The organism is Aestuariivirga sp. (genome assembly GCF_020252395.1).
Taxonomy (GTDB): domain Bacteria; phylum Pseudomonadota; class Alphaproteobacteria; order Rhizobiales; family Aestuariivirgaceae; genus Aestuariivirga.
Window position 1 is genome coordinate 129,218 of sequence record NZ_JADCDB010000002.1, and the last position, 23,521, is coordinate 152,738.

General features: G+C 63.3%; 21 protein-coding genes, 1 tRNA gene and 1 pseudogene. 17 read left to right on the forward strand and 6 right to left on the reverse strand.

From position 1 onward, the window contains the following. The first annotated feature begins 3 nt into the window (after nucleotides 1-3). Nucleotides 4-924, forward strand: coding sequence for a pseudouridine-5'-phosphate glycosidase (locus tag IOC82_RS01895; RefSeq protein WP_290544479.1), 921 nt, complete (start codon nucleotides 4-6; stop codon nucleotides 922-924). 191 nt (nucleotides 925-1,115) lie between these two features. Here the strand turns inward: IOC82_RS01895 and IOC82_RS01900 are convergent, their stop codons facing one another. Beyond that, complete coding sequence (locus IOC82_RS01900) at nucleotides 1,116-1,472, reverse strand: hypothetical protein (protein ID WP_290544480.1); 357 nt, start codon at nucleotides 1,470-1,472, stop codon at nucleotides 1,116-1,118. Nucleotides 1,473-1,542: 70 nt separating this feature from the next. On the opposite strand from IOC82_RS01900, the gene IOC82_RS01905 reads away from it, so the two are divergent. Next, complete coding sequence (locus tag IOC82_RS01905; protein ID WP_290544481.1) at nucleotides 1,543-2,001, forward strand: DNA polymerase III subunit chi; 459 nt, start codon at nucleotides 1,543-1,545, stop codon at nucleotides 1,999-2,001. Nucleotides 2,002-2,004: 3 nt separating this feature from the next. On the opposite strand, the gene IOC82_RS01910 is transcribed toward IOC82_RS01905, so the two are convergent. Further along, on the reverse strand, nucleotides 2,005-3,897 hold the full coding sequence (locus IOC82_RS01910; RefSeq protein WP_366935629.1) for an ABC-F family ATP-binding cassette domain-containing protein: 1,893 nt from the start codon (nucleotides 3,895-3,897) through the stop codon (nucleotides 2,005-2,007). 84 nt (nucleotides 3,898-3,981) lie between these two features. On the opposite strand from IOC82_RS01910, the gene IOC82_RS01915 reads away from it, so the two are divergent. From IOC82_RS01915 to IOC82_RS01955, 9 genes are all read left to right on the forward strand, one after another. Further along, nucleotides 3,982-6,711 (forward strand): phosphoenolpyruvate carboxylase, encoded by a 2,730-nt coding sequence (locus IOC82_RS01915; protein ID WP_290544482.1) that lies wholly within the window; start codon nucleotides 3,982-3,984, stop codon nucleotides 6,709-6,711. Between the two features lie 265 nt (nucleotides 6,712-6,976). Then, entirely contained in the window at nucleotides 6,977-7,819 is an 843-nt protein-coding gene (locus tag IOC82_RS01920) for an ABC transporter substrate-binding protein (protein ID WP_290544483.1), read from the forward strand. A 48-nt stretch (nucleotides 7,820-7,867) separates the two neighbouring features. Further along, nucleotides 7,868-9,022, forward strand: a complete 1,155-nt coding sequence (locus IOC82_RS01925; RefSeq protein WP_290544484.1) for an amino acid ABC transporter permease — start codon at nucleotides 7,868-7,870, stop codon at nucleotides 9,020-9,022. A 3-nt stretch (nucleotides 9,023-9,025) separates the two neighbouring features. Next, nucleotides 9,026-9,769 (forward strand): amino acid ABC transporter ATP-binding protein, encoded by a 744-nt coding sequence (locus tag IOC82_RS01930; RefSeq protein WP_290544485.1) that lies wholly within the window; start codon nucleotides 9,026-9,028, stop codon nucleotides 9,767-9,769. 102 nt (nucleotides 9,770-9,871) lie between these two features. Next, nucleotides 9,872-10,294 (forward strand): nucleoside-diphosphate kinase, encoded by a 423-nt coding sequence (ndk, locus tag IOC82_RS01935; protein WP_290544486.1) that lies wholly within the window; start codon nucleotides 9,872-9,874, stop codon nucleotides 10,292-10,294. A gap of 12 nt (nucleotides 10,295-10,306) precedes the next feature. Next, complete coding sequence (locus tag IOC82_RS01940) at nucleotides 10,307-10,792, forward strand: VUT family protein (protein ID WP_290544487.1); 486 nt, start codon at nucleotides 10,307-10,309, stop codon at nucleotides 10,790-10,792. Between the two features lie 552 nt (nucleotides 10,793-11,344). Beyond that, nucleotides 11,345-12,055 carry a hypothetical protein gene (locus IOC82_RS01945; protein WP_290544488.1) on the forward strand — a complete coding sequence of 237 codons (711 nt, stop codon included), beginning with the start codon at nucleotides 11,345-11,347 and terminating at the stop codon, nucleotides 12,053-12,055. After that, nucleotides 12,055-12,648 (forward strand): hypothetical protein, encoded by a 594-nt coding sequence (locus IOC82_RS01950; RefSeq protein WP_290544489.1) that lies wholly within the window; start codon nucleotides 12,055-12,057, stop codon nucleotides 12,646-12,648. Before IOC82_RS01945 ends, IOC82_RS01950 begins: the two co-directional genes overlap by 1 nt. Beyond that, nucleotides 12,632-13,432 (forward strand): hypothetical protein, encoded by an 801-nt coding sequence (locus IOC82_RS01955; RefSeq protein ID WP_290544490.1) that lies wholly within the window; start codon nucleotides 12,632-12,634, stop codon nucleotides 13,430-13,432. The genes IOC82_RS01950 and IOC82_RS01955 overlap by 17 nt, the downstream gene beginning before the upstream one ends. Nucleotides 13,433-14,041: 609 nt before the next feature. Here IOC82_RS01955 and IOC82_RS01960 read toward each other — a convergent pair. Together IOC82_RS01960 and gph are read right to left on the reverse strand one after the other, a co-directional pair. Then, nucleotides 14,042-14,116: transfer RNA gene (locus IOC82_RS01960), tRNA-Val, on the reverse strand. A 192-nt stretch (nucleotides 14,117-14,308) separates the two neighbouring features. Continuing rightward, nucleotides 14,309-14,983, reverse strand: coding sequence for a phosphoglycolate phosphatase (gene gph, locus IOC82_RS01965; RefSeq protein WP_290544491.1), 675 nt, complete (start codon nucleotides 14,981-14,983; stop codon nucleotides 14,309-14,311). Between the two features lie 80 nt (nucleotides 14,984-15,063). Here gph and IOC82_RS01970 point away from each other — a divergent pair, with 80 nt between their 5' ends. The 3 genes from IOC82_RS01970 to gor are packed head-to-tail and all read left to right on the forward strand — an operon-like array spanning nucleotide 15,064 to nucleotide 18,589. Next, complete coding sequence (locus tag IOC82_RS01970) at nucleotides 15,064-16,539, forward strand: NAD-dependent succinate-semialdehyde dehydrogenase (RefSeq protein ID WP_290544492.1); 1,476 nt, start codon at nucleotides 15,064-15,066, stop codon at nucleotides 16,537-16,539. Beyond that, nucleotides 16,536-17,231 (forward strand): ribose-5-phosphate isomerase RpiA, encoded by a 696-nt coding sequence (rpiA, locus tag IOC82_RS01975; protein WP_290544493.1) that lies wholly within the window; start codon nucleotides 16,536-16,538, stop codon nucleotides 17,229-17,231. Before IOC82_RS01970 ends, rpiA begins: the two co-directional genes overlap by 4 nt. Continuing rightward, a complete protein-coding gene (gene gor, locus IOC82_RS01980; RefSeq protein ID WP_290544494.1) occupies nucleotides 17,228-18,589 on the forward strand; it encodes a glutathione-disulfide reductase in 1,362 nt (453 codons plus the stop codon). Before rpiA ends, gor begins: the two co-directional genes overlap by 4 nt. A gap of 330 nt (nucleotides 18,590-18,919) precedes the next feature. Here the strand turns inward: gor and IOC82_RS01985 are convergent, their stop codons facing one another. Further along, the gene (locus IOC82_RS01985; RefSeq protein WP_290544495.1) at nucleotides 18,920-19,405 is read right to left on the reverse strand and encodes an Rrf2 family transcriptional regulator; all 486 of its coding nucleotides are present in this window, start codon (nucleotides 19,403-19,405) and stop codon (nucleotides 18,920-18,922) included. 99 nt (nucleotides 19,406-19,504) lie between these two features. Between IOC82_RS01985 and guaB the strand changes: the two genes are divergently transcribed. The 3 genes from guaB to IOC82_RS02000 are packed head-to-tail and all read left to right on the forward strand — an operon-like array spanning nucleotide 19,505 to nucleotide 22,735. Continuing rightward, nucleotides 19,505-20,971, forward strand: a complete 1,467-nt coding sequence (gene guaB / locus IOC82_RS01990) for an IMP dehydrogenase (RefSeq protein ID WP_290544496.1) — start codon at nucleotides 19,505-19,507, stop codon at nucleotides 20,969-20,971. A gap of 3 nt (nucleotides 20,972-20,974) precedes the next feature. Beyond that, nucleotides 20,975-21,400: an MAPEG family protein gene (locus IOC82_RS01995; protein ID WP_290544497.1), complete on the forward strand. Its 426-nt coding sequence runs from the start codon at nucleotides 20,975-20,977 to the stop codon at nucleotides 21,398-21,400. A 3-nt stretch (nucleotides 21,401-21,403) separates the two neighbouring features. Next, nucleotides 21,404-22,735: an RsmB/NOP family class I SAM-dependent RNA methyltransferase gene (locus IOC82_RS02000; protein WP_290544498.1), complete on the forward strand. Its 1,332-nt coding sequence runs from the start codon at nucleotides 21,404-21,406 to the stop codon at nucleotides 22,733-22,735. A 62-nt stretch (nucleotides 22,736-22,797) separates the two neighbouring features. On the opposite strand, the pseudogene IOC82_RS02005 reads toward IOC82_RS02000, so the two are convergent. Next, nucleotides 22,798-23,078 (reverse strand): annotated as a pseudogene (locus IOC82_RS02005) (transposase); the annotation flags it as partial. Between the last annotated feature and the right edge of the window lie 443 nt (nucleotides 23,079-23,521).

A 23,521-nucleotide genomic window follows, 5' to 3' on the forward strand; every position in this document is an offset into this window, starting at 1 on the left:
ACCGTGGCCTACCCGCTGTCCTTCACGCCCGAGGTGCGCCGTGCCCTCGATGAGAAGCGCCCTGTCGTGGCGCTCGAGTCCACCATCATCGCCCATGGCATGCCCTATCCGCAGAATGTCGAGACGGCGCGCGCGGTGGAAGATATCGTAAGACAGGGGGGCGCTGTTCCCGCCACTATCGCCATCATCGGCGGCGTGCTGAAGGTTGGGCTGACGCCCGCGGAACTCGACCGCTTCGGCCGCGACGGCCGCTCCATCGACAAGGTGTCAGTGCGCGACCTGCCTTTCATCGTGGCGCAGAATCTGGATGGAGCGACGACGGTCGCCTCCACCATGCGGATCGCGGCGATGGCGGGCATCCACGTGTTTGCGACGGGTGGCATCGGCGGGGTTCACCGCGGCGCGGAGAGGACCTTCGACATTTCGGCCGACATGACCGAGTTCGCGGCAAGCGACGTGGCCGTGGTGACGGCAGGGGCCAAGGCCATTCTTGACCTCGCACTGACGCTCGAAATGCTGGAGACGCTGGGCGTGCCGGTGATCGGGCTTGGAACGGGGGAATTTCCCGCCTTCTATTCGCGCAACAGTGGGCATCCCGTTCCCATGACCTGCCAAACACCCGCTGAGATCGCCGGCGTAATGCGCGCCAAATGGGCAATGGGGCTGAGGGGCGGCGTGGTGGTCGCCAATCCGATTCCGGCGGATGCCGAAATCCCGGCGGAGGAGATTGCCCCGGTTGTCGAGGCGGCGGTGAAGAAGGCGGCGGCGCGAGGCATCATGGGCAAGGAGACGACTCCCTTCCTGCTCGCCGAGATCGCGGATGTGACGGCGGGGCGCTCACTCGCCGCCAACATCGCGCTCGTCAAACACAATTCCAGGATTGCGGCGGACATCGCGGTTGCCTTTGCGGAAAGTGCCTCATGAATGTCCAGCGCCACGGCCGCCGCGCCGGTGCGCAAGGCCGGTTCCCCCGGCAGCCGGCAACACGGCCAATGCGCTGTGGACGAAGTCCTTGACCGAATATCCCCAAACACCGGCCCCAACCGCCAGCGCTGACGCAGATCGATGCCGTCTCGGCCCGCCGCGTGGTGAAGGGTGAAGATAAAGACAGATTTCTAGCGGGAATAGACCAGGCGCAGCCACGGCTTTGCCGGCTCTTCGCTGTCACCGGAACGGTTCATGGCGATCTCGTAGGACAGGGTTAGGGCATTGGCCTGCTGGTCCTGCGGCAGGGTGACGAGAAAGCCGCTCATGGCGGCTTCAATGGCCTTGGCAAAGTCCCGGTGCCCGGCCAAAGATGCTTCATCCGCCACCATTGCAGCAAGGCAATACAGGCTGGCGACCGTAGGGGCACCGGTGAGGGAGATAGTCCGCTCGTCACGTTCAATCCGTCCCACATCTCTCTCCGCTGCTGCCGAATTGGCGGTGGTGAAGTCGCGACCAAAATCCCCTACCGGACCGTCTGGCTGCAATATGGTAACTTTGCCAGCATGAATCTGGGTGGTCTTGACCCGGAGGCAGGAGCCTTGCTGAATTGAGCCGATGACGCCGGTTTTCTTTTATCATCTGGAGCGCCAGCCTCTGGATTCGGTGCTGCCGAAGCTGCTCGCCATGAGCCTCGAGCGGGGCTGGCGGGTGGTCGTTCAGGCCGGAAGCGAAGAGCGCGCGGAAGCGCTCGCCGCCCAGCTGTGGAGCTTCGAGGACGAGAGCTTCCTGCCCCATGGCACCCGAGCGGATGGATTTCCGGACCTGCAGCCGGTGTGGTTGACGGCCGAGGATGAGAACCCGAACAACGCCAATGTCCGCTTCTATGTCGATGGCGCGGCGGTGGGCGACATCGGAGGCCTCACCCGCGCGGTGATTATGTTTGACGGAAATGATTCCCAGGCGGTGGAAGCCGCGCGCGAACGCTGGAGGCGCTTCAAGGCCGTGGGCCACGAGGTCAGCTACTGGCAGCAGGATGAGCAGGGCCGCTGGCAGAACCGCGCCGCTGCCAAGTGAGGCTCAGCCCATCTGGGCTTCGAGCCATTGGTTCTCCAGCTCCTCAAGATCGCCGGCGAGCCTGGCGCGGAGCTTGGTGAAGTCACCCGCCTTCTTCGGCTCCTCGCTATAGATAGCGGGATCCGAGAGCGCCTTGTCGAGGATATCGATCTTGCCGCGGATCTCCTCCATGCGCTTGTCGAGCTTCTCCGCCTGCTTCAAGAGGGTGGAGGCGGAAGGTTTGGCCGGTTGGCGCTGCACTTCGGCGGCGGGCTCCTTCGCGGCGCGCTCCGCTCGCCTGCTGGCACGGGCGCGGTCCAGAACGAGCTGGGTATAGTCCTCCATGTCGCCCTCGAAGCGCTTCACCGTGCCGTCATGCACGAGCCACAGGTCATCGGCGCAGGTCTCGATGATGTGGCGGTCGTGGCTGATGAGGATGACGGCACCCTGATAATCGTTGATCGCCATGATGAGGGCCTCGCGGCTGTCTACGTCGAGGTGGTTGGTGGGCTCGTCGAGTACCAGGATATGGGGCGCGTGGAAGGCGGAGAGCGCGAAGAGCAGCCGCGCCTTCTCGCCGCCTGACAGCGTGGAGCAGGGCGAGTCCGCCAGGTTGGCGCCGAAGCCGTAAGCGCCAAGTTTGGCGCGGCGCTTCGATTCCGGCTCGTCCGGCATCAGTTCGGTGAAATAGGAATAGGGTGTGCGCTCGGGCGTAATCTCATCCAGCTGATGCTGGGCGAAATAGCCCACAGTCAGGCGCGCCGGCGCCTTCATGTCGCCCGCCATGGCCTCGAGCTTGCCGCAGAGCAGCTTGGCGAAGGTCGACTTGCCGTTGCCGTTGGAACCCAGGAGCGCGATGCGGTCGTCTGGATCGAGGCGCAGCGTGATGTTGCGCAGCACCGGTTTGTTCTCGGTGTAGCCGACGCTCACCTTGTCCCACTTCACCAGTGGGGGTGCGATGGCCTTCTCGGGGTTAGGGAAGAAGAAGGGCGCGACGCGGTCCTCGACCAGCTCGGCGATTGGCTCCAACTTCGAAAGTGCCTTGAGGCGGCTCTGCGCCTGACGTGCTTTCGAGGCCTTATAGCGGAAGCGCTCCACGAAGGCCATCATGTGCTTGCGCTGGTCTTCCTGTTTCTTCTTGAGCTTAACGGTTAGCGCCTGCTTCTCGCGGCGCTGGCGCTCGAAGCTGTCGTAATTTCCCTGGTAGAGCGTGAGCTTGCCGCGTTCGAGATGCAGGATGAAGCCCACCGCCTCGTTCAGCAGGTCGCGGTCATGGCTGATCAGCACGATGGTGTGCGGATAGTCGCGGATGAAGCTCTTGAGCCAGATGGTGCCTTCAAGGTCGAGATAGTTGGTCGGCTCGTCGAGCAGCAGCACGTCGGGCCGCGCGAACAGTGCCGCGGCAAGCGCCACGCGCATGCGCCAGCCACCCGAGAGCGCCGAGCATGGGCCCTGCTGCGTCTCCTCCGGGAAGCCGAGGCCTGAGAGGATGGTGGCAGCCCGCGCCTCGGCCGAATGGGCGTCCATGTCGGCAAGCCGCGTCTGGATCTCGGCAATCCGATGCGGGTCGGAGGCCGTCTCGGCCTCGGCGATCAGCGCGGTCAATTCCGCGTCGCCCGCCATCACAGTGGCGAGCAGGCTTTCGGGACCGCCGGGGGCCTCCTGCGCCACGGTTCCGATCCGCGCGTTGCGCGGCAGCGTGATCGAGCCGGACTCAAGCGGCAGCTCACCCAGGATCAATTTGAAGAGCGTGGACTTGCCAACGCCATTGCGCCCGACGATGCCCACCTTGTGGCCCTCCGGTATCGCAACCGAGGCGTCTTCGAGCAGCAGGCGGCCGCCGATCCTGTAGGTCAGTCCATTGATGTGCAGCATGGCGGGCGCCTTGTAGCGGCGGCGCACCCAAATGTCATGCACCTAAGGCCAGTGCCCTGAAATCCCGTTGACTCTTCTCGTGCTGCACCGCACAAGTTGTGATGGAAATTGAGGAGCGTACATCAGGTGTCGAACGTAGCCTTCGCCAGAGCCGCCAGCACCGGGCCGGTTGACAGCGCCTATCTCGATGAAATCACCATGATGCTGCGCGATCTGTTACGGCAGGTCATCCGGGTGCGCGAACCGCGCGTGCTGGCCATCATCGACGAGCCGGCCAATGCCTCGACGCTGGCGCCCGAACTGATCGAGCCCGCGCTGCAGGTGATCGGCATGTGGCTGCAGCTCCTCAACATCGCGGAAGAAAATGCGGCGATGAGGAACCGCCGCCAGATGGAAACGAGGAGCGGGCCAGACCAGGTGCCGGGCTCCTTCTCGCATGCCTTCGCCACGGTGGCGGCGGCCAATGTCGCGCCGGAGGCCGTGCAGACCGCGCTCGACACCATCGACGTGCAGCCCACCATCACGGCGCATCCGACCGAGGCCAAGCGTGTTACCGTTCTCGAAATCCACCGGCGCATCTATCTCAAGCTCTACGAGCTTGAGAGCCCGCGCTGGACGCCGCGCGAGCGCGTCCACCTGCTGAAGCTGCTGCGGAACGAGATCGACCTCCTCTGGCTCACCGGCGAAATCCGTCTGGAGAAGCCGACGGTCGAGCAGGAGATCCACTGGGGCCTGCACTTTTTCCGCGAAACGCTGTTCGACCGCACGGTGAGCCTCTGCGACTTGCTGGAGGCAGCCCTCCAGCGCCATTATCCCGAAACGCCGCACCGCGTGCGCCCGCCGCTGCGCTATTCCTCCTGGATCGGCGGCGACCGTGACGGCAATCCCTTTGTGACGGTCGATGTCACCCGCTTCGCGCTGAAGGAAAACCGCAATGCCATAGTGGCGCGGCTGGAGCAGCGGCTGAACGATCTCGCCCAGCTCGTTTCGCTGTCCAACCAGGAAATCTCTTCGCCGCAGGATTTTCTCGACCGCGTGCAGATGCAGGTGAACTTGACAGGCGAGCCGGAGGCCATTGGCAGCCGTAATGCGCATGAGCCCTTCCGCCGCTTCTTCACCGCGCTCCGGGTGCGGCTGGCCAAGACCTTTTCAGAGGGGACAAAGGGCGCCGGCTTCCAGCCCATCGACACCGGCGAACTGATTGCCGAACTTCTCGCCGCGGAGGAAGCGCTGGCGCAGATGCACTCCGTCTCCCTTGCCTCCACGCTGGTGCGGCCGGTTCGCTGGGAGGTGGAGACCTTCGGCTTCCGCTCGGTGAGCCTTGACATCCGCCAGAACACCACGGTCATCAATCGCGTGCTGAAGGAAATCTGGCGCAAGCTGAACCCGCTCGAACCGGGCGAGGGGCCGGAGACCGGCAGTGCCGAATGGCAGGCGTGGATCGAGGCGGAACTCGCCAAGCCGCTCGGCTTCCTGCCGCAGTTCCGCGGCGTTTCCGGCGAGGCGCGCGAGCTGCTGGGGCTGCTCGAACTTATCCGCGGCACCATAGACGGGCCGGATCCGCAGGCCATCGGCGCCTTCATCCTGTCGATGACGCAATCGGCAGCAGATGTGCTGGGTCTTTATCTCCTCGCCAAGTTCAGCGGACTCTTCGCCGACGAGACAGCGCGCGAGACCTGCCGCATCCGCGTCGTGCCGCTGTTCGAAACCATCGACGACCTGCGCGCCGCGCCTGAGATTATGACGGAGTTGCTCGCACACCCTGTGGTGAAGACCTCGATTGCGTCACATGGCGGCCGGCAGGAAGTGATGCTGGGCTATTCCGACTCCAACAAGGACGGCGGCTTTTTCTGCGCCAGCTTCGAACTCTTCGAAGCTCAGCGGCGGCTGATCCGCATCGGCCGCGAGGCGGGTGTCTCCATCAGCTTCTTCCACGGCCGCGGCGGCTCGGTAAGCCGCGGCGGCGCGCCGACAGGGCGAGCGATTGCCGCGCAGCCGGCGGGCACCATCAACGGCCACATGCGCGTGACCGAGCAGGGCGAGGTCGTCTCCTCCAAATTCGCGAATCGCGGCACGGCGCAGCACAATCTCGAAATCCTCGCGGCCTCGGTCTTCGTTCATACGCTGAAGTCGATCGATGAACCCGAGCTCAAGGTGAATCCGGAGCACCAGAAGGCGGTGGAGTGGATCGCCCAGGCCTCCTTCCGGCACTACCGCAAGCTTGCCGAGGACAAGGGCCTGCTCGACTATTTCCACCAAGCCTCGCCGGTGGAGGAACTCGCGAACCTGAAGCTGGGCTCGCGCCCCGCCCGGCGCTTCGGCGCCAAGGGCATCGGCGACCTGCGCGCCATTCCCTGGGTCTTTGCCTGGAGCCAGAACCGGCATTTGCTCACCGGCTGGTATGGCCTTGGCTATGCCTTCGATGATTTTCTCGTGCCGCGCGGGGCTGACGGCATGCGGCTGCTGCGCGACATGTTCAACCGCTCGCGCGGCTTCCGCCTGGCGGTGGACGAAGTGGAAAAGTCGCTCTACCTCGCCGACATGAGTGTGGCCGAGCAATATGCCGAGCTGGTCACTGACCGCACCTCGGCGGAGCGCCTCTTCGCGCTGATCCGGCATGAGCATAGCCGCACGGCCCGCACCATCCTCGAACTCACCGGCGAGACCCGCCTGTGCGAACGCTTCGAGGGGCTGCAGCGCCGCTTCGAGCGTGTGCGGCCCATGGTCGACCAGGCGAACCGCTGGCAGGTGCAGCTGCTGAAGCAGACGCGGCGCGGCGCTGGCAGCGAAACGCTGATGATGCCGCTGCTGATGACCATGAACTGCGTGGCCGCAGGCCTCGGCTGGACGGGCTGAGCCCGTGCCCCGGACCCTCGCGCCCGAATTCCACCACGCGCGCCTCATTGCCGCCGGGGAAGGCGAGAACGGTGTTGGTCTTGCCGAAATCGATGCCGATGGCATTCATGTCCAGACATTTGGCTGGTGTGGGGGCGGACGGGACATAATCGAATTCATCCGGACTGTCGCTTGTTAATCTTTCTCAGCTGTCGTGCCCCTTGCCCTGAAGCGCCTTTTCCAGTCTATTCAGGCCTATAGTCCAAGCACAGGGAGCAAACACACCATGGCAATCTCGAAACGCGTGCTTCTCGCCGCGGCGGCACTGCTGGCTTTCAGCCTTCCGGCGTCCGCCGCCAACATGATCGGCAATTGCGAGGTGACGGGCGAGAAGGGGTCTATCCCCATCGCAAGCCCGGCCAAGGCCGGCCAGTTGACCGTCGAAGTGTCTCTGCCGGCCCCCATCTGGTGGAACGGCGATACGCCGGAGGCCATCAAGGACGGCATGGAATATTGCATGGCCGCCGAGATTGCCTGGCGCGCCGGCTACGACAAGCTCGAAGTGGTGAATGTCGGCTGGGACGCGCTGATCGCCGGCCAGACCCATGACTTCGACCTCGCCATGTCGCAAATCTCCATCACCGACGAGCGCAAGAAGATCCATGACTTCTCGGTGCCCTATTTCAGTTCCGACATCGGCGTGCTGGTGCGCAAGGATGCGCCGGTTGACGAGAAGTCGATCAAGTCCGCCAAGATCGGCGTGCAGCAGGCGACGACCGGCGCCGCCTTCGTGCAGGACAAGCTCGGCATCACCGACGTGCAGGTCTATCCGGACCAGGGTGACATGTTCGCGGCCCTTCGCGCCGGCCAGACCGACGTGGCGGTGACCGACACCTCGATCGTGCTCGCCGAAGTCGTCGCCAATCCGGACAAGGTGGACGTGATCGGCCAGTATAAGACGGGCGAGTCCTATGGCGCCATCTATCCCAAGGGCAACGCCAACAACGCCACTCTCGACAAGATCATCCAGTCGATGATCGATGACGGCACCGTCAAGAAGCTCGGCGCCAAGTATCTGGCGGCCGCCTGGGGCAGGGATCCGGCCACCGTCCCCTACTTCAACCCCTGAGGCCGCTGCCCCCGCTGCTGATGGCGGCGGGGGCATTCCTGCCCCCACGTGAAAAAGCACGCTCCTCCCCCGCTGCCGCAGCGCGCCGATGGTCTGGCGCTCGCAGCATTGCTCTTCGCGGCGCTCAGCACGCTCGCAGCCTATAGCGCCACCAGCCTCATCCGCGCCTCGCTCGAATTCCTCGGTGTGATGAACGGCATCTGGCAGGCGATTTTCTGGATCGCCATTGCCGCCACGGCGCTGCTGTTCATCCCCGCACTCCGCGCCTACACGGAGTCGCGCAAGGCCGCCGCGGCGCTTGCCGCCGGTGACGTCGTCGAAGCCCGCATCCAGATCGCCTCCTCGCGCGAGAATGGCTGGCTCACCTTCGGCTGGGGCGCCTTTGCGCTGATTGCGCTCGGCTTCTCCGTCTTCGTGATGATGAATGACGTGGCGGTGGGCAAGACCTTCTTCTACCTGCCGCTGATGCAACAGAAATGGTGGCTGGTGACGAAGCAGTTCTTCCTCACCAACATCTTTATCTTCGTGGTGGCGGAAGTGCTCGTGCTGGTGTGGGGCCTGGTCGTGGCGCTGGCGCGGCTGATGCCGGGCAAGGCCGGCCAGCCGATCAGGGCGCTCGCCATCCTCTATTGCGACATCTTCCGCGGGCTCCCGGCCGTGGTGACGCTCTACTTGATCGGTTTCGGCATCCCCACCTCGGGCCTTCCGGAGATGATCGTGCCGCATATCGTCGGCTGGTTCGTCGATCTCTCCTCCCTGTCGGTGGCCGAGCAGCGTTCGCTGACCCGCATTCCCGTCATCTGGTGGTGCATCCTGGCGCTGACGCTGACCTATGGCGCCTATGTCGCCGAGGTCTACCGGGCCGGCATCGAGTCGATCCACTGGAGCCAGATTTCCGCCGCGCGCTCGCTCGGCCTCTCCTACATGCAGACCATGCGTTACGTGGTCGTGCCACAGGCGGTGCGCCGCATCATAGCACCCCTGCTCAACGACTTCATCGGGCTGCAGAAGGATACGGCGCTGGTGCAGGTGGTGGGCGTCATCGACGCCTTCAACCAGTCGCGCATCATCGCGGCCAATGCCTTCAACCTGTCGGCCGTCACGGTGGTGGCCATTCTCTTCGTCATCATCACCATTCCGCAGGCCCGCTTCGTCGACAAGATGATCGAGCGCGACAATGCCCGCATGCGGGCGGGGGGCTGAAGCATGTCCTTCCTCGAGATCGTGAACGTCGAGAAGGAATTCGGCCCGGTAAAGGTGCTGCGCGGGGTGAACCTGTCGGTGGACGAGCATCAGGTCGTCTGCCTCATCGGCGCCTCGGGCTGCGGCAAGTCCACGCTGCTCCGCTGCATCAACGGGCTTGAGAAAATCCAGGGCGGCGAGATCCGGCTGATGAACGACCGGGTGTCCGGCCCCGGCGTCGACGTGAACCTGCTGCGGCGGAACGTGGGCATCGTATTCCAGAGCTTCAACCTCTTCCCGCACATGAGTGTCATCGAGAACGTGACGCTGGCGCCGCTGAAGGTGCTGAAGACTGACAGGGCGGAGGCCGAGGCCAAGGCCATGGCGCTGCTGAAGCGCATCGGGCTTGAAGCCAAGGCCAACGAATATCCCGACCGGCTGTCGGGCGGCCAGCAGCAGCGCGTCGCCATTGTGCGCGCACTCGCCATGGAACCCAAGGTGATGCTGCTGGACGAGATCACTTCGGCACTCGACCCCGAACTTGTTTCGGAAGTGCTCAACATCGTGCGCGATCTCGCGGCCCAGGGCATGACCATGCTGCTCGCGACGCACGAGATGGGCTTTGCCCGCGAGGTCGCCTCCAAGGTCTGTTTCCTGTTCGAGGGCGTGGTGCATGAGGAGGGGCCGCCCGCCCAGATCTTCGGCGGCCCGAAGCAGGAGCGCACCCGCGCCTTCCTCAAGCGCATCATCGAGGCGGGGCGGCTTTAGCCCCGGCGGAACTGGCGGGGGCCGGCGCTTGCATGTGGCCCGCGCCGCCGCTATACGGCGGCCCAATCTCTTCACGCCGCCAAGCACATAACGAGGACTTTCATGGCCATCGAACGCACCTTCTCGATCATCAAGCCGGACGCGACGCGGCGCAACCTGACGGGCGCCATCAACGCCAGGATCGAGGGCGCTGGCCTCCGCATCGTCGGCCAGAAGCGCGTCAAGTGGGGCAAGGCCGACGCCGAGGCCTTCTACGCCGTCCACAAGGAGCGCCCCTTCTTCAACGACCTCGTCAGTTTCATGATCTCGGGCCCCATCGTCGTGCAGGTGCTGGAGGGCGAGAACGCCGTTGCCAAGTACCGCGAAGTGATGGGCGCCACCAATCCGGCCAATGCGGCGCCGGGCACCATCCGCAAGGACTTCGCCGAGTCGATCGAGGCCAACTCGGTGCATGGCTCTGACTCCGCCGACAATGCCAGGATCGAGATCGCCCAGGTGTTCAAGCCCGAAGAGATCACCGGCTAAGGAACCAGGCCCATGTGGGTTGCCCTCTACGTCATCGCCATCGTCGCCGTGAACTGGATGTTCACGGCGATCGCGCCATGGCAGACGCCGCTGGGCGACCTCTATCTTGCCAATGTGGTGGTCGGTTTCATTTTCGTGCTGCGCGATTATGCCCAGCGCGAGATCGGCCACTCCATCCTCTTCGCCACGGCGGCGGCGGGCGTTCTCACCTGGTTCATGGTGGACCCGGCCATTGCGGTGGCCTCCATCACCGCCTTCATCCTGTCGGAAACGGCGGACTGGGGCGTTTATTCCTTCCTGCGCAAGCCGCTGTCCCAGCGCATCCTGATCTCCGCGATGATCGCCGTGCCGCTGGATACCCTCGCGTTCCAGTATCTCGCGGGCTACCTGACGCCCGCCGCCTTCCTCACCGAAATGGCCTCGAAGGGCTTCGGCGTGATCATGGTGTGGTACATCCTCCGCTCGCGCGACCGGAAGCTGCGCATCACCGCCGCCTGAGCCGCAGAGCGGCGGCCGTCTTCTGTTTCCATCTGCTCCAGCGGAGAATGGGAGTAGCCATTTTGTCCTCTCCCGCTCGCGGGAGAGGAGGGGGCCCCAACGCAGTTGGGGTAGGTGAGGGGAAGCGATTTCCAACCCTCGTGTTGTGCGGACATGCGCACCCCCGCATCGCAGTGAAGCGCCGGACCGTCAGCCCAATCCACCGGAGTTCCCGATCCGGCAAGGGCCAGCCCCGGCCCGCTTGCGCGGCCGCGCGGCGTTTGTCGCTAAGGGCAGGCGCTTGCGCAACAGTCCCCAGGACTGCCCCGGTTTGCCAACGGCGCGGAGGCCGGAATGCCCCCGGGTCCCACCCGTCCAGCCCGGGACGAAGGCTCGCGTAACCCCCCCCACAGGCGCCGCCGGCCATTCCGCAATATCGGGACGCTGTCGACATCATCCCCTCCTCATGGAATAGCCGCGGGAGGATAGATAGCATAGGGTAGGATAAAAGTCAAGAGAGTTCCATTTTGGATTGTTTTTTGCTCATTTACGGTCTTTGGAGGTTTCACCCAGATGCTCGATATCGCCAAGTTCACGTTGAAGCGATTTGCGTTTGAGCTCCGCTATCCTGAGAATTATCTCATGTGGGACAGGGCTGGGCATCTCTGGTCTGAGGTCGCGTCGGACCTTGGAGAAATCAAGATTGTGACGGGTCAACCAACCACGACGTCATTTGTCTGTTCGCCAGATACGGAGTTAACAGTCGAACTCACTCGGACATCCTTCATCTATCACGGTGATCAAATTGACGCGGCCAAAGACAGAGCTAACCGATTTATTCGGCATGTAATGGCTAACCTCGAGATACGTCATTTAACTCGAATTGGTCTGCGGCAATTCTTCGAGCAAACGTTCGACAGCCAGAAAAAAGCTGATGAAGAATTTTCTCAGTACAATGTAACATCTCTGCGGCCTGGACGATTCTTTGGAATAGAGTCCAACTCGATAGCAAATGCGGAGGTCGCAGGGCGCATATCTGATGGCAAAAATGGCGTACTCGCGAGGTTAAAGACGGAGACTCTGAAGTCGCAGATGGACGTCCCAATGGCACTCAAGGACTATTTTCAAGAGCAGGCTGTTGAGAAACATGTTGTTATTCTGGACGTCGATTATTACTTGGAAGCGCTTACTCCATCAAATGTCTTCGATGCTCGGGTATGGTTGGATCAAGCATGCCGCGTAGTGAGGCGCGACGTTAGTTCTTTCTTAAGAGGTAATGGCTGATGGCACTGCAATCCCCAACGGCTAAACTCTATTCATTTGATGAGTATAGAAAGACCAGAGTGCCAGAGGACACGTCTTCGGTACGTGCAGGTGCTAAGGTAGTGTGGCAAGAACAAGGAAATTATTCCGAGTTCAAAAGCCAGCAAGAAGCTTCTGTGCAGGATGTCTATCCTGAGATGAGTAGTGCAGATCCGAAGCTGTACCGCGGCTTGTCTGATCTCGCGATTTTGAAAGAAAATGTTGAGGACGCATTTCTCCATTTTGATCGTGGTGATGTACTTGCTTCTGACGATTTAATCGGCCGTGTGCTCATGGACCTCCCGCGGATTTTTGCGGTTGTCTCTGATTATCCGGCTCTCTCTCAGTTATGCACCTCCATATTCCATGGATTGCGCAGTAAGAGAGGTGCACCACTGCAGCGGATAGAGTTAGAAGCGTTGAGGAAGGCGTTACTTAAGGCCACGCAAGAGCCGTTTATGAAGCACAGCGATGTTTTAGATATACAGGAATCTCTTGATGATGCGGGATTCGAAATTGTTCCAGACCTGATCAGTCCACTTGTGGATAGGGAAGAGGATGAGAGCGTTTATTGAGACAACAATCCTTGTCGACTTACTGCTTAAGCGAAAGTCACGTCGTAGTGCAGTTAAAGTTGCTCTTTCGAAATTCTCAGAAACGCTCCTGCCCCAGTATGCAATAAAGGAGATGAAAGCTGGCGCATTGTTCGCCTGCGTATGGTTGCACAATAAACTGGTCACCACTGATTCAATTCCGGACGCGATCCAAGCAGTTCATGCCATGAGTAGAACACCGCGGCGATACTTGGTTTCAACTGCGCTGGAAGCGTGGGCGGTTGCGGAGGAGAGCATTGCGAGTAAGTCCTACCTCCCAAACCAGGTTGTAACTCCAGCTGCTCGGGAGAAGCTTCGTCGGCAAGAGATGATCAACTTGATTAGGTCACAGATCATGCTGGGTTGGCGTCGACGTCGTAAGTCGTTCACCAAAGTAGTATCTCCCCTGACTTGCTATGTGGAAGACGAATTGATTCTAGTAGGTGAAAGAATTGAAACCGGGAAGATTAAGTGTGCCCACGAGCCATGCTGTCTTAAGGAACAGTTCTTTGACAAGATCGAAGACACCAAGACTCTTATGGCGGAGTGCGCAAAGGGTGATCGTGCAGAAGACAAGAAGCGATATTCGGCCCTGAGACATATAGCTCGTACGCCCAAGCGCGAGATCGACTCGGATATGTGCCGCAGCTTGGGTGATGCAGTATTTGCTTTGCAGTCCCCCGCAGACGCAACGATTGTAACAACCAATATGAAGGATATTGCACCGTTGGCTGGTGCTCTGGGTAAGGATGCAACTCGCATTTGAGTAGCGGTGTGTTCTACATTTCACCCCGCCCGGACTTGATCCGGGCGTCCTTTGTGGTGGGCGCGGAAAAGGGTTCCCCAGTCGAGCTGGGGCAAAGTGAGGAAGGTGTGGTGAGATGTGCTTCTACCGCTGCAGTAGCAGGATAAGGCGGGGCTCAGGCCTTCACGCTGCGCGGGAGGAAGGCCGGCAAGTTCTGTTCGGTGAAGCCGCCGCGGTCCGGCGCGTCAGAGACTTCGCGCTGGGGGCGGCGGTCGGGGTGGGGCGGATGAAGGCGAAGAAGGCTCTCGCCTATGTTTAGGCAAAGCTGGGTTCCGGCTTTCGCCGGAATGACGGCGGGTGGGGGTGGGGCCGATTTGTTTTGCGCAAACGCGTAGATGTCGCTTATGCGCAGCATCTCCTATTCCGAACTCCGCAAGACCCTCGCCTCCACCCGCGACAGAGTGGTGCAGGACCGGGAGCCCGTGATCGTCCCGCTAACCAACTTCATGGTCAGAGCTTCCCGTTGGGATTCCCGTTTGGCTACCGGTCTCCTGGAGGTCTTCCGCCTTGCTCATCAAGCGATGAGTAACTCGAAAAAAGGTTCCCTGGGGTTCGAAATGGAAGAGAGGGTGGTGGGAGCGACAGGGATCGAACCTGTGACCACTCCGATGTGAACGGAGTGCTCTACCGCTGAGCTACGCTCCCATGGTTCGGCCGAACCAAGCACCCTCTGCGCTTCGGGCTGCTAAGAACCTGTTTTCTGAAGAGAAAACATTGGTAACTTGGCAAGGTGGCCCTGCGACGTGAACAGCGGACTCCATCCACTGATCTGATCGCCCGTGCCTTCGGGTTGAAGGCCGTATAGGCGGAAGGCTCCGTTCAAGTCAAGGCAAGGGTTCAGGCTTCGGCGAAAAGCTCCTCTATGGCGTCATAGGCCTCGTCGAAATGGCCGATCAGCCGGTCCGGGCCGAACTCCGCCACGGGCCGCGGGGTATAGCCGAAGGGCACGGCGATCACCGGCACGCCGGCATTGCGGGCGGTGAGAATGTCGGTTTCGCTGTCGCCCACCATGATGGCGCGCGGGCTGTCGAGATCGAGGCGGTTCACCGCCTCGAAGAAGGGCTTAGGGTCCGGCTTGGCGATGCCCAGCGTGTCCGGCCCCACCACCGAGCCGAAGTATTTCGCAAGGTCCAGCGCCGCGAGCAACTGCACCGACAGGCCTTCCAGCTTGTTGGTGCAGACCCCCAGCCCATAGCCTTCGGCCTTCAGCCGGTCGAGCAGGCCAATGAGTCCGGGGAAGGGGGCGCTGTCCTCAGCAATATTGGCAGCATAGAAATCGACGAAGCGCCGGTAGTCCGGCTCGACGTCATAGGCGTCCGGCAGCCCGCCCGTGGCGGTGAGCCCGCGGGTGAGCAGGGCGCGGGCGCCATGGCCCACGAAGGCACGGACTTCCTGCATTTCCAACGGGCGGCGGCCTATCCCGGCCAGCACGAAATTGGTGGCCCGCATCAGGTCCGGCGCGGTGTCCACCAGCGTGCCGTCAAGATCGAAAATCACCGCGCGATCGGGCACGACTGCCTCCCTAAACTGGCATTTGGTTCCCGGCCAAGCCCCGTGCTAAGAGGCCGCCACCCGAATGACAGGAGATCTCTATGGATATCCGCAAGACCCAGGCGCTGCGCGACATACTGAAGGACAAGTCCCTCCTCAAGGAGAAATGCTATATCGACGGCAAATGGGTCTCGGGCTCCGCCACCATCGACGTGACGAACCCGGTTGACGAGAGCGTGATCGGCGCGGTGCCGAAGCTCGGCGCCGCCGAGGCCCGCCAGGCCATCGAGGCCGCGCAGCGCGCCCAGAAGGACTGGGCGAGGAAGACCGCCAGGGAGCGCGCCGCGATTCTGCGCAAGTGGTTCATCCTGATGATGGAGAACCAGGAAGACCTGGCCCAGATCATGACGGCCGAGCAGGGCAAGCCGCTCGCCGAAGCCCGCGGCGAAGTGGCCTATGGCGCCTCCTTCATCGAGTTCTTCGCCGAGGAGGGAAAGCGCATCTATGGCGAGACCATCCCCTCGCCCTGGCCCGCCGCCCGCATGGTGGTAATCAAGCAGCCGGTCGGCGTCGTCGCCGCCATCACGCCGTGGAACTTCCCCAATGCCATGATCACCCGCAAGGCAGGCCCCGCTCTCGCTGCCGGCTGCGCGTTCGTCTGCAAGCCCGCCAACGAGACGCCGTTCTCGGCGCTCGCCCTGTGCGAACTGGCCGAGCGCGCCGGCATACCGGCCGGCGTCTTCTCGGTGCTGACCGGCGTGTCGCGCGAGATCGGCGCGGAGATGACGTCGAACCCGATCGTCCGTGCGCTGACTTTCACCGGTTCGACGGAAGTCGGCCGTGTGCTTATGGCGCAGTGCGCCCCCACCATCAAGAAGGTGGGCCTGGAGCTGGGCGGCAACGCGCCCTTCATCGTGTTCGACGACGCCGACCTCGATGCGGCCGTGCAGGGCGCCATGCTGTCCAAATACCGCAATGCCGGCCAGACCTGCGTCTGCGCCAACCGCATTCTCGTGCAGGAAAGTGTCTATGATGCCTTCGCCGGCAAGCTCGCCGAGGCGGTGAAGAAGCTCAAGGTGGGCGACGGCACGGAGCAGGGCGTGACGACCGGACCCATGATCAACAGGGCCGCCATCGCCAAGGTGCAGGAGCACATCGATGACGCCGTGAAGAAGGGCGCCAAGGTCATGCTCGGCGGCAAGCCGCTGGGCGGCAACTTCTTCGAGCCCACGCTGATCCGCGACGTGACCGCCGACATGGCTGTTGCCCGCGAGGAGACGTTCGGCCCGGTGGCGCCGTTGTTCAGGTTCAAGACCGAGGAGGAGGCGATCGCCATGGCGAACGCCACCGAGTTCGGCCTGGCCTGCTATTTCTATTCGCGTGACATCGGCCGCGTCTGGCGCGTGGCGGAAGGCCTCGAATACGGCATGGTCGGCATCAACGAGGGCATCATCTCGACGGCCGAGGCGCCCTTCGGCGGCGTGAAGGAATCGGGCCTCGGCCGCGAAGGCTCGCACCACGGCGTTGAGGAATATCTGGAAATGAAATATATGCTGATGGGTGGGCTCAACACGTGACCGCAGACGAACAGAAGAAAGCCGCGGCCATCGCCGCCCTCGACTACGTTAAGCCCGGCAATAAGGTGGGCCTGGGCACCGGCTCCACCGCCAACCACTTCATCGAGGCGCTGGCCCGGAAGTCGCGCGAAGGCCTCGACATCGAGTGCGTCGCCACCTCGCGGGCCAGCTTTCAGCTGGCCCAGAGCCTCGGCTTGAAGATGACCACGCTGGAGAAGCAGCCGCATCTCGACGTGACGGTGGATGGCACGGACGAGTTCGACGCCAACTGGCAACTCATCAAGGGTGGTGGCGGGGCCATGCTGGTCGAAAAGATCGTCGCCACCTCGTCCCGGTACATGGTTGTGATCGCCGACCGGTCGAAGAAGGTCGATGCGCTGGGCCGCTTCCCGCTGCCCGTCGAGGTCGTGCCCTTCGGCGTCAACGCGACCGCCTGGAAGATCGACCGTGCACTGAGGATCTGCGATCTAAAGGGCAAGCAGGTGCTGCGCCTGAAGGATGGCAAGCCCTTCGTCACCGACAGCGGCAACGCCGTCATCGACGTCACGATCGGCCACATTCCGGAGCCGCGCCGGCTGGACAATCTGCTGAAGTCGATCCCCGGCGTCGTCGATCACGGCCTGTTCATCGACATCTGCGGCATCATCCTGATGGGCGCCGATGACGGCGTGCAGACCTTCCGCAAGGCATGAGCGGCTTCGACTACGATCTCGTCGTGATTGGCGCTGGCTCCGGCGGGGTCCGCGCCGCGCGCATCGCCGCGCGCCATGGCGCGAAGGTTGCGGTGGCGGAGGAATACCGCGTTGGCGGCACCTGCGTGATCCGCGGCTGCGTGCCGAAGAAGCTCTTCGTCTATGCCTCGAAATTCGCCGAGGAGTTCGAGGATGCGGTGGGCTTCGGCTGGACCTCGAGCAAGGTCACCTTCGACTGGTGGACGCTGGTCGAGAACAAGAACAGGGAAATCGACCGTCTCAACAAGGCCTATATCCGCAACCTCGAGGGCGCTGGCGCGGAGCTGATCCTCGAGCGCGCCACGGTGGAGCACGCCAACACGGTGCGCCTCGCATCCGGCCGCAAGTTGACGGCGCGCTACATCCTGATCGCCACCGGCGCCACCCCCTTCGTGCCGCGCCACCTGCCCGGCCACGAGCTGGCCATCACCTCGAACGAGGCCTTCAACCTGGAGAGCCTGCCGTCGCGCATCGTCATTGTCGGCGGCGGCTATATCGCGGTCGAATTCGCCGGCATCTTTTCCGGCCTCGGCGTCGAGACGGTGCTGGTCTATCGCGGCGGGCAGATTCTGCGCGGCTTCGACGACGATCTGCGCAGCCACCTCGCCACCGAGATGAAGAAAAAGGGCATCGAGCTCCGCACGCAATCCGGCGTCTCGGCCATCGAGCGCTCCGGCGACGGCGTGCGTGTCACGCTGAATGACGGCACGGGCTTCGGCGCCGGCCAGATCATGTTCGCCACCGGCCGCATTCCGAATGTCATGGACCTGGGGCTCGACAAGGCAGGCGTGGAACTCACGCCCCACTATGCGGTGAAGGTCGACGATTATTCGCAGACTTCCGTCCCTTCGATCTATGCCGTGGGCGATGTTACCAACCGTGTGAATCTGACACCCGCCGCCATCCGCGAGGGCCATGCCTTCGCCGACACAGTGTTCGGCGGCAAGGACGTCAAGGTCGACCACAGCCTCATCCCCACCGCGGTATTCTCCCAGCCCGAGATCGGCACGGTGGGCCTCACCGAGCATCAGGCGCGCGAGCAGTTCCGCGCGGTTGACATCTACAAGACCTCCTTCCGCCCGATGAGGCACACACTCTCGGGCCGTGACGAGCGCATGCTGATGAAGCTCGTGGTCGACGGCGAGACTGACCGCGTGCTCGGCTGCCACATTTGCGGGCCGGACGCCGGCGAGATGGCGCAGCTCCTGGGCATTTCGGTCAGGCTGGGCGCCAGGAAGTCCGACTTCGACGCCACCATGGCCGTGCACCCCACGGCTGCCGAAGAACTGGTGACCCTGCGGGAGAAGTGGACGGGCTGAGAGCGGCCCTCATCCGGCCTGCCGGGCGCCGTCCCTTCCATCCCTGCGGGATGCGGGGCTATCGCATATGCGGCCACGCTCCTCTCCTCTTTCCGTCTATCCAGCCTGTACCGCCTGATCCTGATGGGATCGGCGTCGCATGAGTCCTGGCGGCCGGCAGGACCCATGCCCGGCGATGTCGCCCGTCTGTCCTCCGGCTTCAACCGTGGGAGAGCCTGGGATCTTCGCTCTCCCCCGGTGGGGAGAGAAAGGAGCAGAGGAGCGTGGACCCGTATGCAATAGCCATTCCCACAAGGGGGAGGGAAACGCCAGACCGGCGCGGACGAGCGCTTACTGTTCCAGAAGGAGCTGCTTCGCAGGTTCCCCGGCGGCGTTCATCACTTCCGCCAGGGTGGTGTTCTCCAAGGCCGACAAATAGAGCGTATAGGCCTTGTCGAAGGCGATGCGCAGTTCGCAATGGGCCTCGTCGCGGCAATCCTCGCAGCGGCGGTAGGCGGTGCGGGACAGGCAGGGAAGGGGTGCGATGGGCCCGTCCACCGTGCGCAGCAGCGGGCCGATGCGGATCTTCTCCGGGTCCTTCAGCATCTCGTAGCCGCCGTCGCGGCCGCGCCGGCTGGTGATGTAGCCCGCGGCCTTCAGGGTGAGCAGGATCTGCTCCAGAAACTTGCGCGGCAGCTTCTCTTGTTCGCAGAGCTGGCGGATTTGCAGCCCTTCGCCCGGCTTCGCCCGGGCGAGGGCGACGATCGCCTTGAAGGCATAGCGGGCGCGCTGGGAAATCATGCCCCGGAAATTGGGGTGGAATCGGTTCAATTGCAAGTGAAGAGCCGGAATTCCCCGCTTGCCCGCGCTGCAATCGCAGTGTTAAGGACGGTCGCCAATCTTCACCCGACTCCCGCGACTTTGAGAGGTTGGCCCATGCCACGGCAGATCCCCGAGTTTTTGACCTTCGACGACGTGCTGATGAAGCCCGGCGCGTCATCTGTGCTGCCCGCGCAGGTGAAGACGGGAACGCGGCTGACCAAGACGCTGAAACTCTCGATTCCTATCATTTCCGCCGCCATGGACACGGTGACGGAGGCGCGCCTTGCCATCGCCATGGCGCAGGCCGGGGGCCTCGGCATCATCCACAAGAACCTCGAGCCTTATGAGCAGGCCGAGCACGTGCGCCAGGTGAAGCGCTTCGAATCGGGAATGGTCGTGAATCCGGTCACTATTGCGCCCGACGCCACGCTGGGCGATGTTCTGGCACTGAAGGAGCGCCACAGGATTTCCGGCATTCCGGTGGTCGATGCGAACGGCAAGCTCTGCGGCATCATCACCAACCGCGACGTGCGCTTCGCCACCGATCTCAACATGAAGGTGGCGGACCTGATGACCAACCAGAACCTGGTCACCGTCAAGGCGGGCGTCGACCAGGCCGAGGCGAAACGGCTCCTCCACAAATACCGGATCGAGAAGCTGATCGTGGTCGATGACGGTTACAAGTGCGTCGGCCTCATCACTGTCAACGACATGGAGAAGGCCGCCGGCCATCCGTTCGCCGCCAAGGACGAGCATGAGCGCCTGCTCGTCGGTGCGGCCACCGGCACGGGTGACGCTGGCTTCGAGCGCGCCGCCATGCTGGTCGATGCCGGCGCAGACCTGATCGTGGTCGACACCGCGCATGGCCACTCGGAGAACGTGATCCGGCAGGTCACGCGCCTCAAGTCGCTGTCCAACAAGGTGCAGATCGTGGCTGGCAATGTGGCGACGGCGGAGGCCGTGAAGGCGCTGATCGGGGCGGGGGCGGATGCGGTGAAGATTGGCATCGGGCCGGGCTCCATCTGCACCACGCGGGTCGTCGCCGGCGTGGGTGTGCCGCAGCTCTCGGCAATCATGGAATGCGCGGAAGAGGGTGCGAAGCAGGGTGTGCCAGTGATCGCCGATGGCGGCATCAAGCTCTCCGGCGATCTCGCCAAGGCGCTGGCGGCGGGTGCGGAGGTGGCCATGATCGGCTCGCTGCTCGCCGGCACGGATGAAAGCCCGGGCGAGGTCTATCTCTATAATGGCCGCAGCTATAAGGCCTATCGCGGCATGGGCTCGGTGGGCGCCATGGCGCGCGGCTCGGCGGATCGCTACTTCCAGCAGGAGGTGAAGGACAGCCTCAAGCTGGTGCCGGAAGGCATCGAGGGCCAGGTGCCCTACAAGGGCCCGGTGGGCGCGGTGCTGCACCAGCTGGCCGGTGGCCTGCGCGCCGCCATGGGTTATGTGGGTGCTGCCGACTTGGCCGAACTGCGCGCACGCGTGCAGTTCATCCGCATCACCTCGGCGGGCATGCGCGAGAGCCATGTGCATGACGTGATGATCACCCGCGAAGCCCCCAATTACCAACGTCAGGGATAAGTCATGACTATCGTCCAGTGGCTGCTGTTGCCGGCCTTCGTGCATGTGGCGTGGATTGTGGCGCTTGGGCTGCGCATGGGCCGGGCGCGGATGAAGGCGGTCATGTCCGGCAAGGTGAAGCTCGCCGACGTCGCGCTCGACTCCTCCCGCTGGCCCGACGACGTGCGCAAGCTTGCCAACAACTATGACAACCAGTTCCAGGTTCCGGTGCTGTTCTATGCGCTTCTGCCGCTGCTGATCCAGCTGGCGAAGGTGGACTGGCTGACGGTGGCGCTCGCCTGGGTCTTCGCCGCGAGCCGTATCGTCCACAGCCTCGTCCACACGGGCAGCAATGTGGTGATCCGGCGCGGACAGGCTTTTCTGGTGGGCTACGGCGCCGTCGCCCTCATGTGGGCGTGGTTCGCGCTCCGCCTTTATGCGATCGGGTAGCGGATGCGCCTCGCCGGCCGTGTCTCCGCGGCAATCGACGTCCTGACCGAGATCTTCGACCGCCACCGCCCGGCCTCCGAGGCGCTGAAGGACTGGGGCAAGGCGCACCGCTTCGCAGGCTCCACCGACCGCCACGCCATCGGCACGCTGGTCTATGATGCGCTCAGGCGGCGGAACTCGCTGTCTTTCCGGATGGGCAGCGCGGCGCCCCGGGCGCTGGCGCTGGCGGCACTGCGGGACGTGTGGGGGCTCTCCACCGATGCCATCGGCTCGATGGCCGAGGAGCAGCACGGGCCCGGCAAGCTCACGGCGGAGGAGCGGACGGCGCTCGCCCGCGAACTCCCCGCCGATCTCCCCGTGGATGTGGCGGGCGACGTGCCGGAGTGGCTGGTGCCCTCCTACGAGAAAGCCTTCGGCCCGCGCGCGGCGGAGGAAGGGGCCGCGCTTGCCCAGCGCGCGCCGGTTGACCTGAGAGTCAACGTGCTGAAGGCGAATCGCGCGCAGGTGCTCGCGGCGCTCGATCGCTTCGGCGCGGTGGCAGGGCCTTGGTCGCCACTCGCCGTGAGGATTGCCGCGCCGGGCCCCGACACCCGCAACGCCAATGTTGAGGCCGAGCCCGCCCATGGGCTCGGCTGGTTCGAGGTGCAGGATGCGGGCTCGCAGGTGGCGGCACTCCTGTCCGGCGTTCAGCCCGGCATGACGGTTGCCGACATCTGTGCCGGTGCGGGCGGCAAGACGCTGGCGCTCGCCGCCATGATGAAGAACGAGGGCGAGCTCGTCGCCCATGATCTCGACCGCTTCCGCCTGCGCCCGATCTTCGAGCGCCTCACGCGCGCGGGTGTTGCCAACTGCGAGGTGATCTCAGCGCATGACAAGGGCAAGCTCGAGGCGGCGGGCCCCTTCGATACCGTGGTGATCGATGCGCCGTGCTCCGGCTCGGGCTCCTGGCGGCGCAAACCCGACGCCAAATGGCGGCTGACGCCCAAACAGTTCGCACAAAGAATCAAGGACCAGGCCCAAGTGCTTGAAAAGGGATTCCAATTGGCGAAGCCAGGCGGCACGATCCTCTACATCACGTGCTCGGTGCTGCCAGAGGAGAACACCGGGCAGATTGCCGCATTCCTCAGTTGTCACAAGGAGATACGAATCGTTCCTTACAAAGAACATTGGGAGCGGATGATTGGCGGCCCGGTACCGGAGTCAGCCGATGGTGCGGAGGACACGCTGCTCCTCACGCCCGCCCGGCATGACACGGACGGCTTCTTCATGGCAGTGATGAAGAAGGGATGCGAGGGTATATCGTTTACCGGGCTGGCGCCCCTCACCGTGGAGTAGCTGACGGCCTTGGCGGCCGGGATTTTCCGGCTTGAGCCGGGATGATCGGGTGGCACGGCTCGCAGGCTGATGGGTGGATCATCGCTCATCCGGTTGATGGTTTCGCTTCGCGGACCTTCGGTCCCAGCGTCATGTGGCGGGCACGCTGAACGGCTCATTCGCCGTTCTGTTCGAGCAGGACGGCGCCATCGTTCGGGAAGATGCCACCCACCTCCGTGCACCTTTTGATTTCGCCGTTGAGGCGCTCGATGGGGTTGGTGCTGTGCAGCTTGGCGCGATGCCCTTCCGGGAACGTCATGTTGGCGAGGACGCCGGGCTCGGCCTGCTGAATGACGGCGGTGAGCGCACCCACCTCAAGTTCCATAAGCCTCTTGGCGGCAAAACCGATCATCTCGCGCAGCAGACCGGCGTCAGGTGTCTTTTCCGGAAGGCTCCGCAGGTTCATCATGCCGCCGGTCATCGGCGGTTCTCCATGATGGGGTTAGGTTCGGCAACCAGACCCTGCCCGGAAGCCCCGGTGACCGCCGAAAGCCGTTCGCTCGCGGCAGGGCCACACCGGTCCAGGCGCGCTTGACTCTTGCGGTCCGCGCGCCCTACCAGCGGGCCAGACCGTCAGGTGAATACCATCTCAGCTCAGCTTTTGAAATAAGGGGCTATCATCTATGCTGGCCCGTCTCCATAACAGATGGAGAATCCTATACTCACCGGTTTGGGCACGCAGGCTCCAATGAGAAATACCATACTCTAAACCATCGACGCGATCCCACCGTAGATCAGCGCAAACTT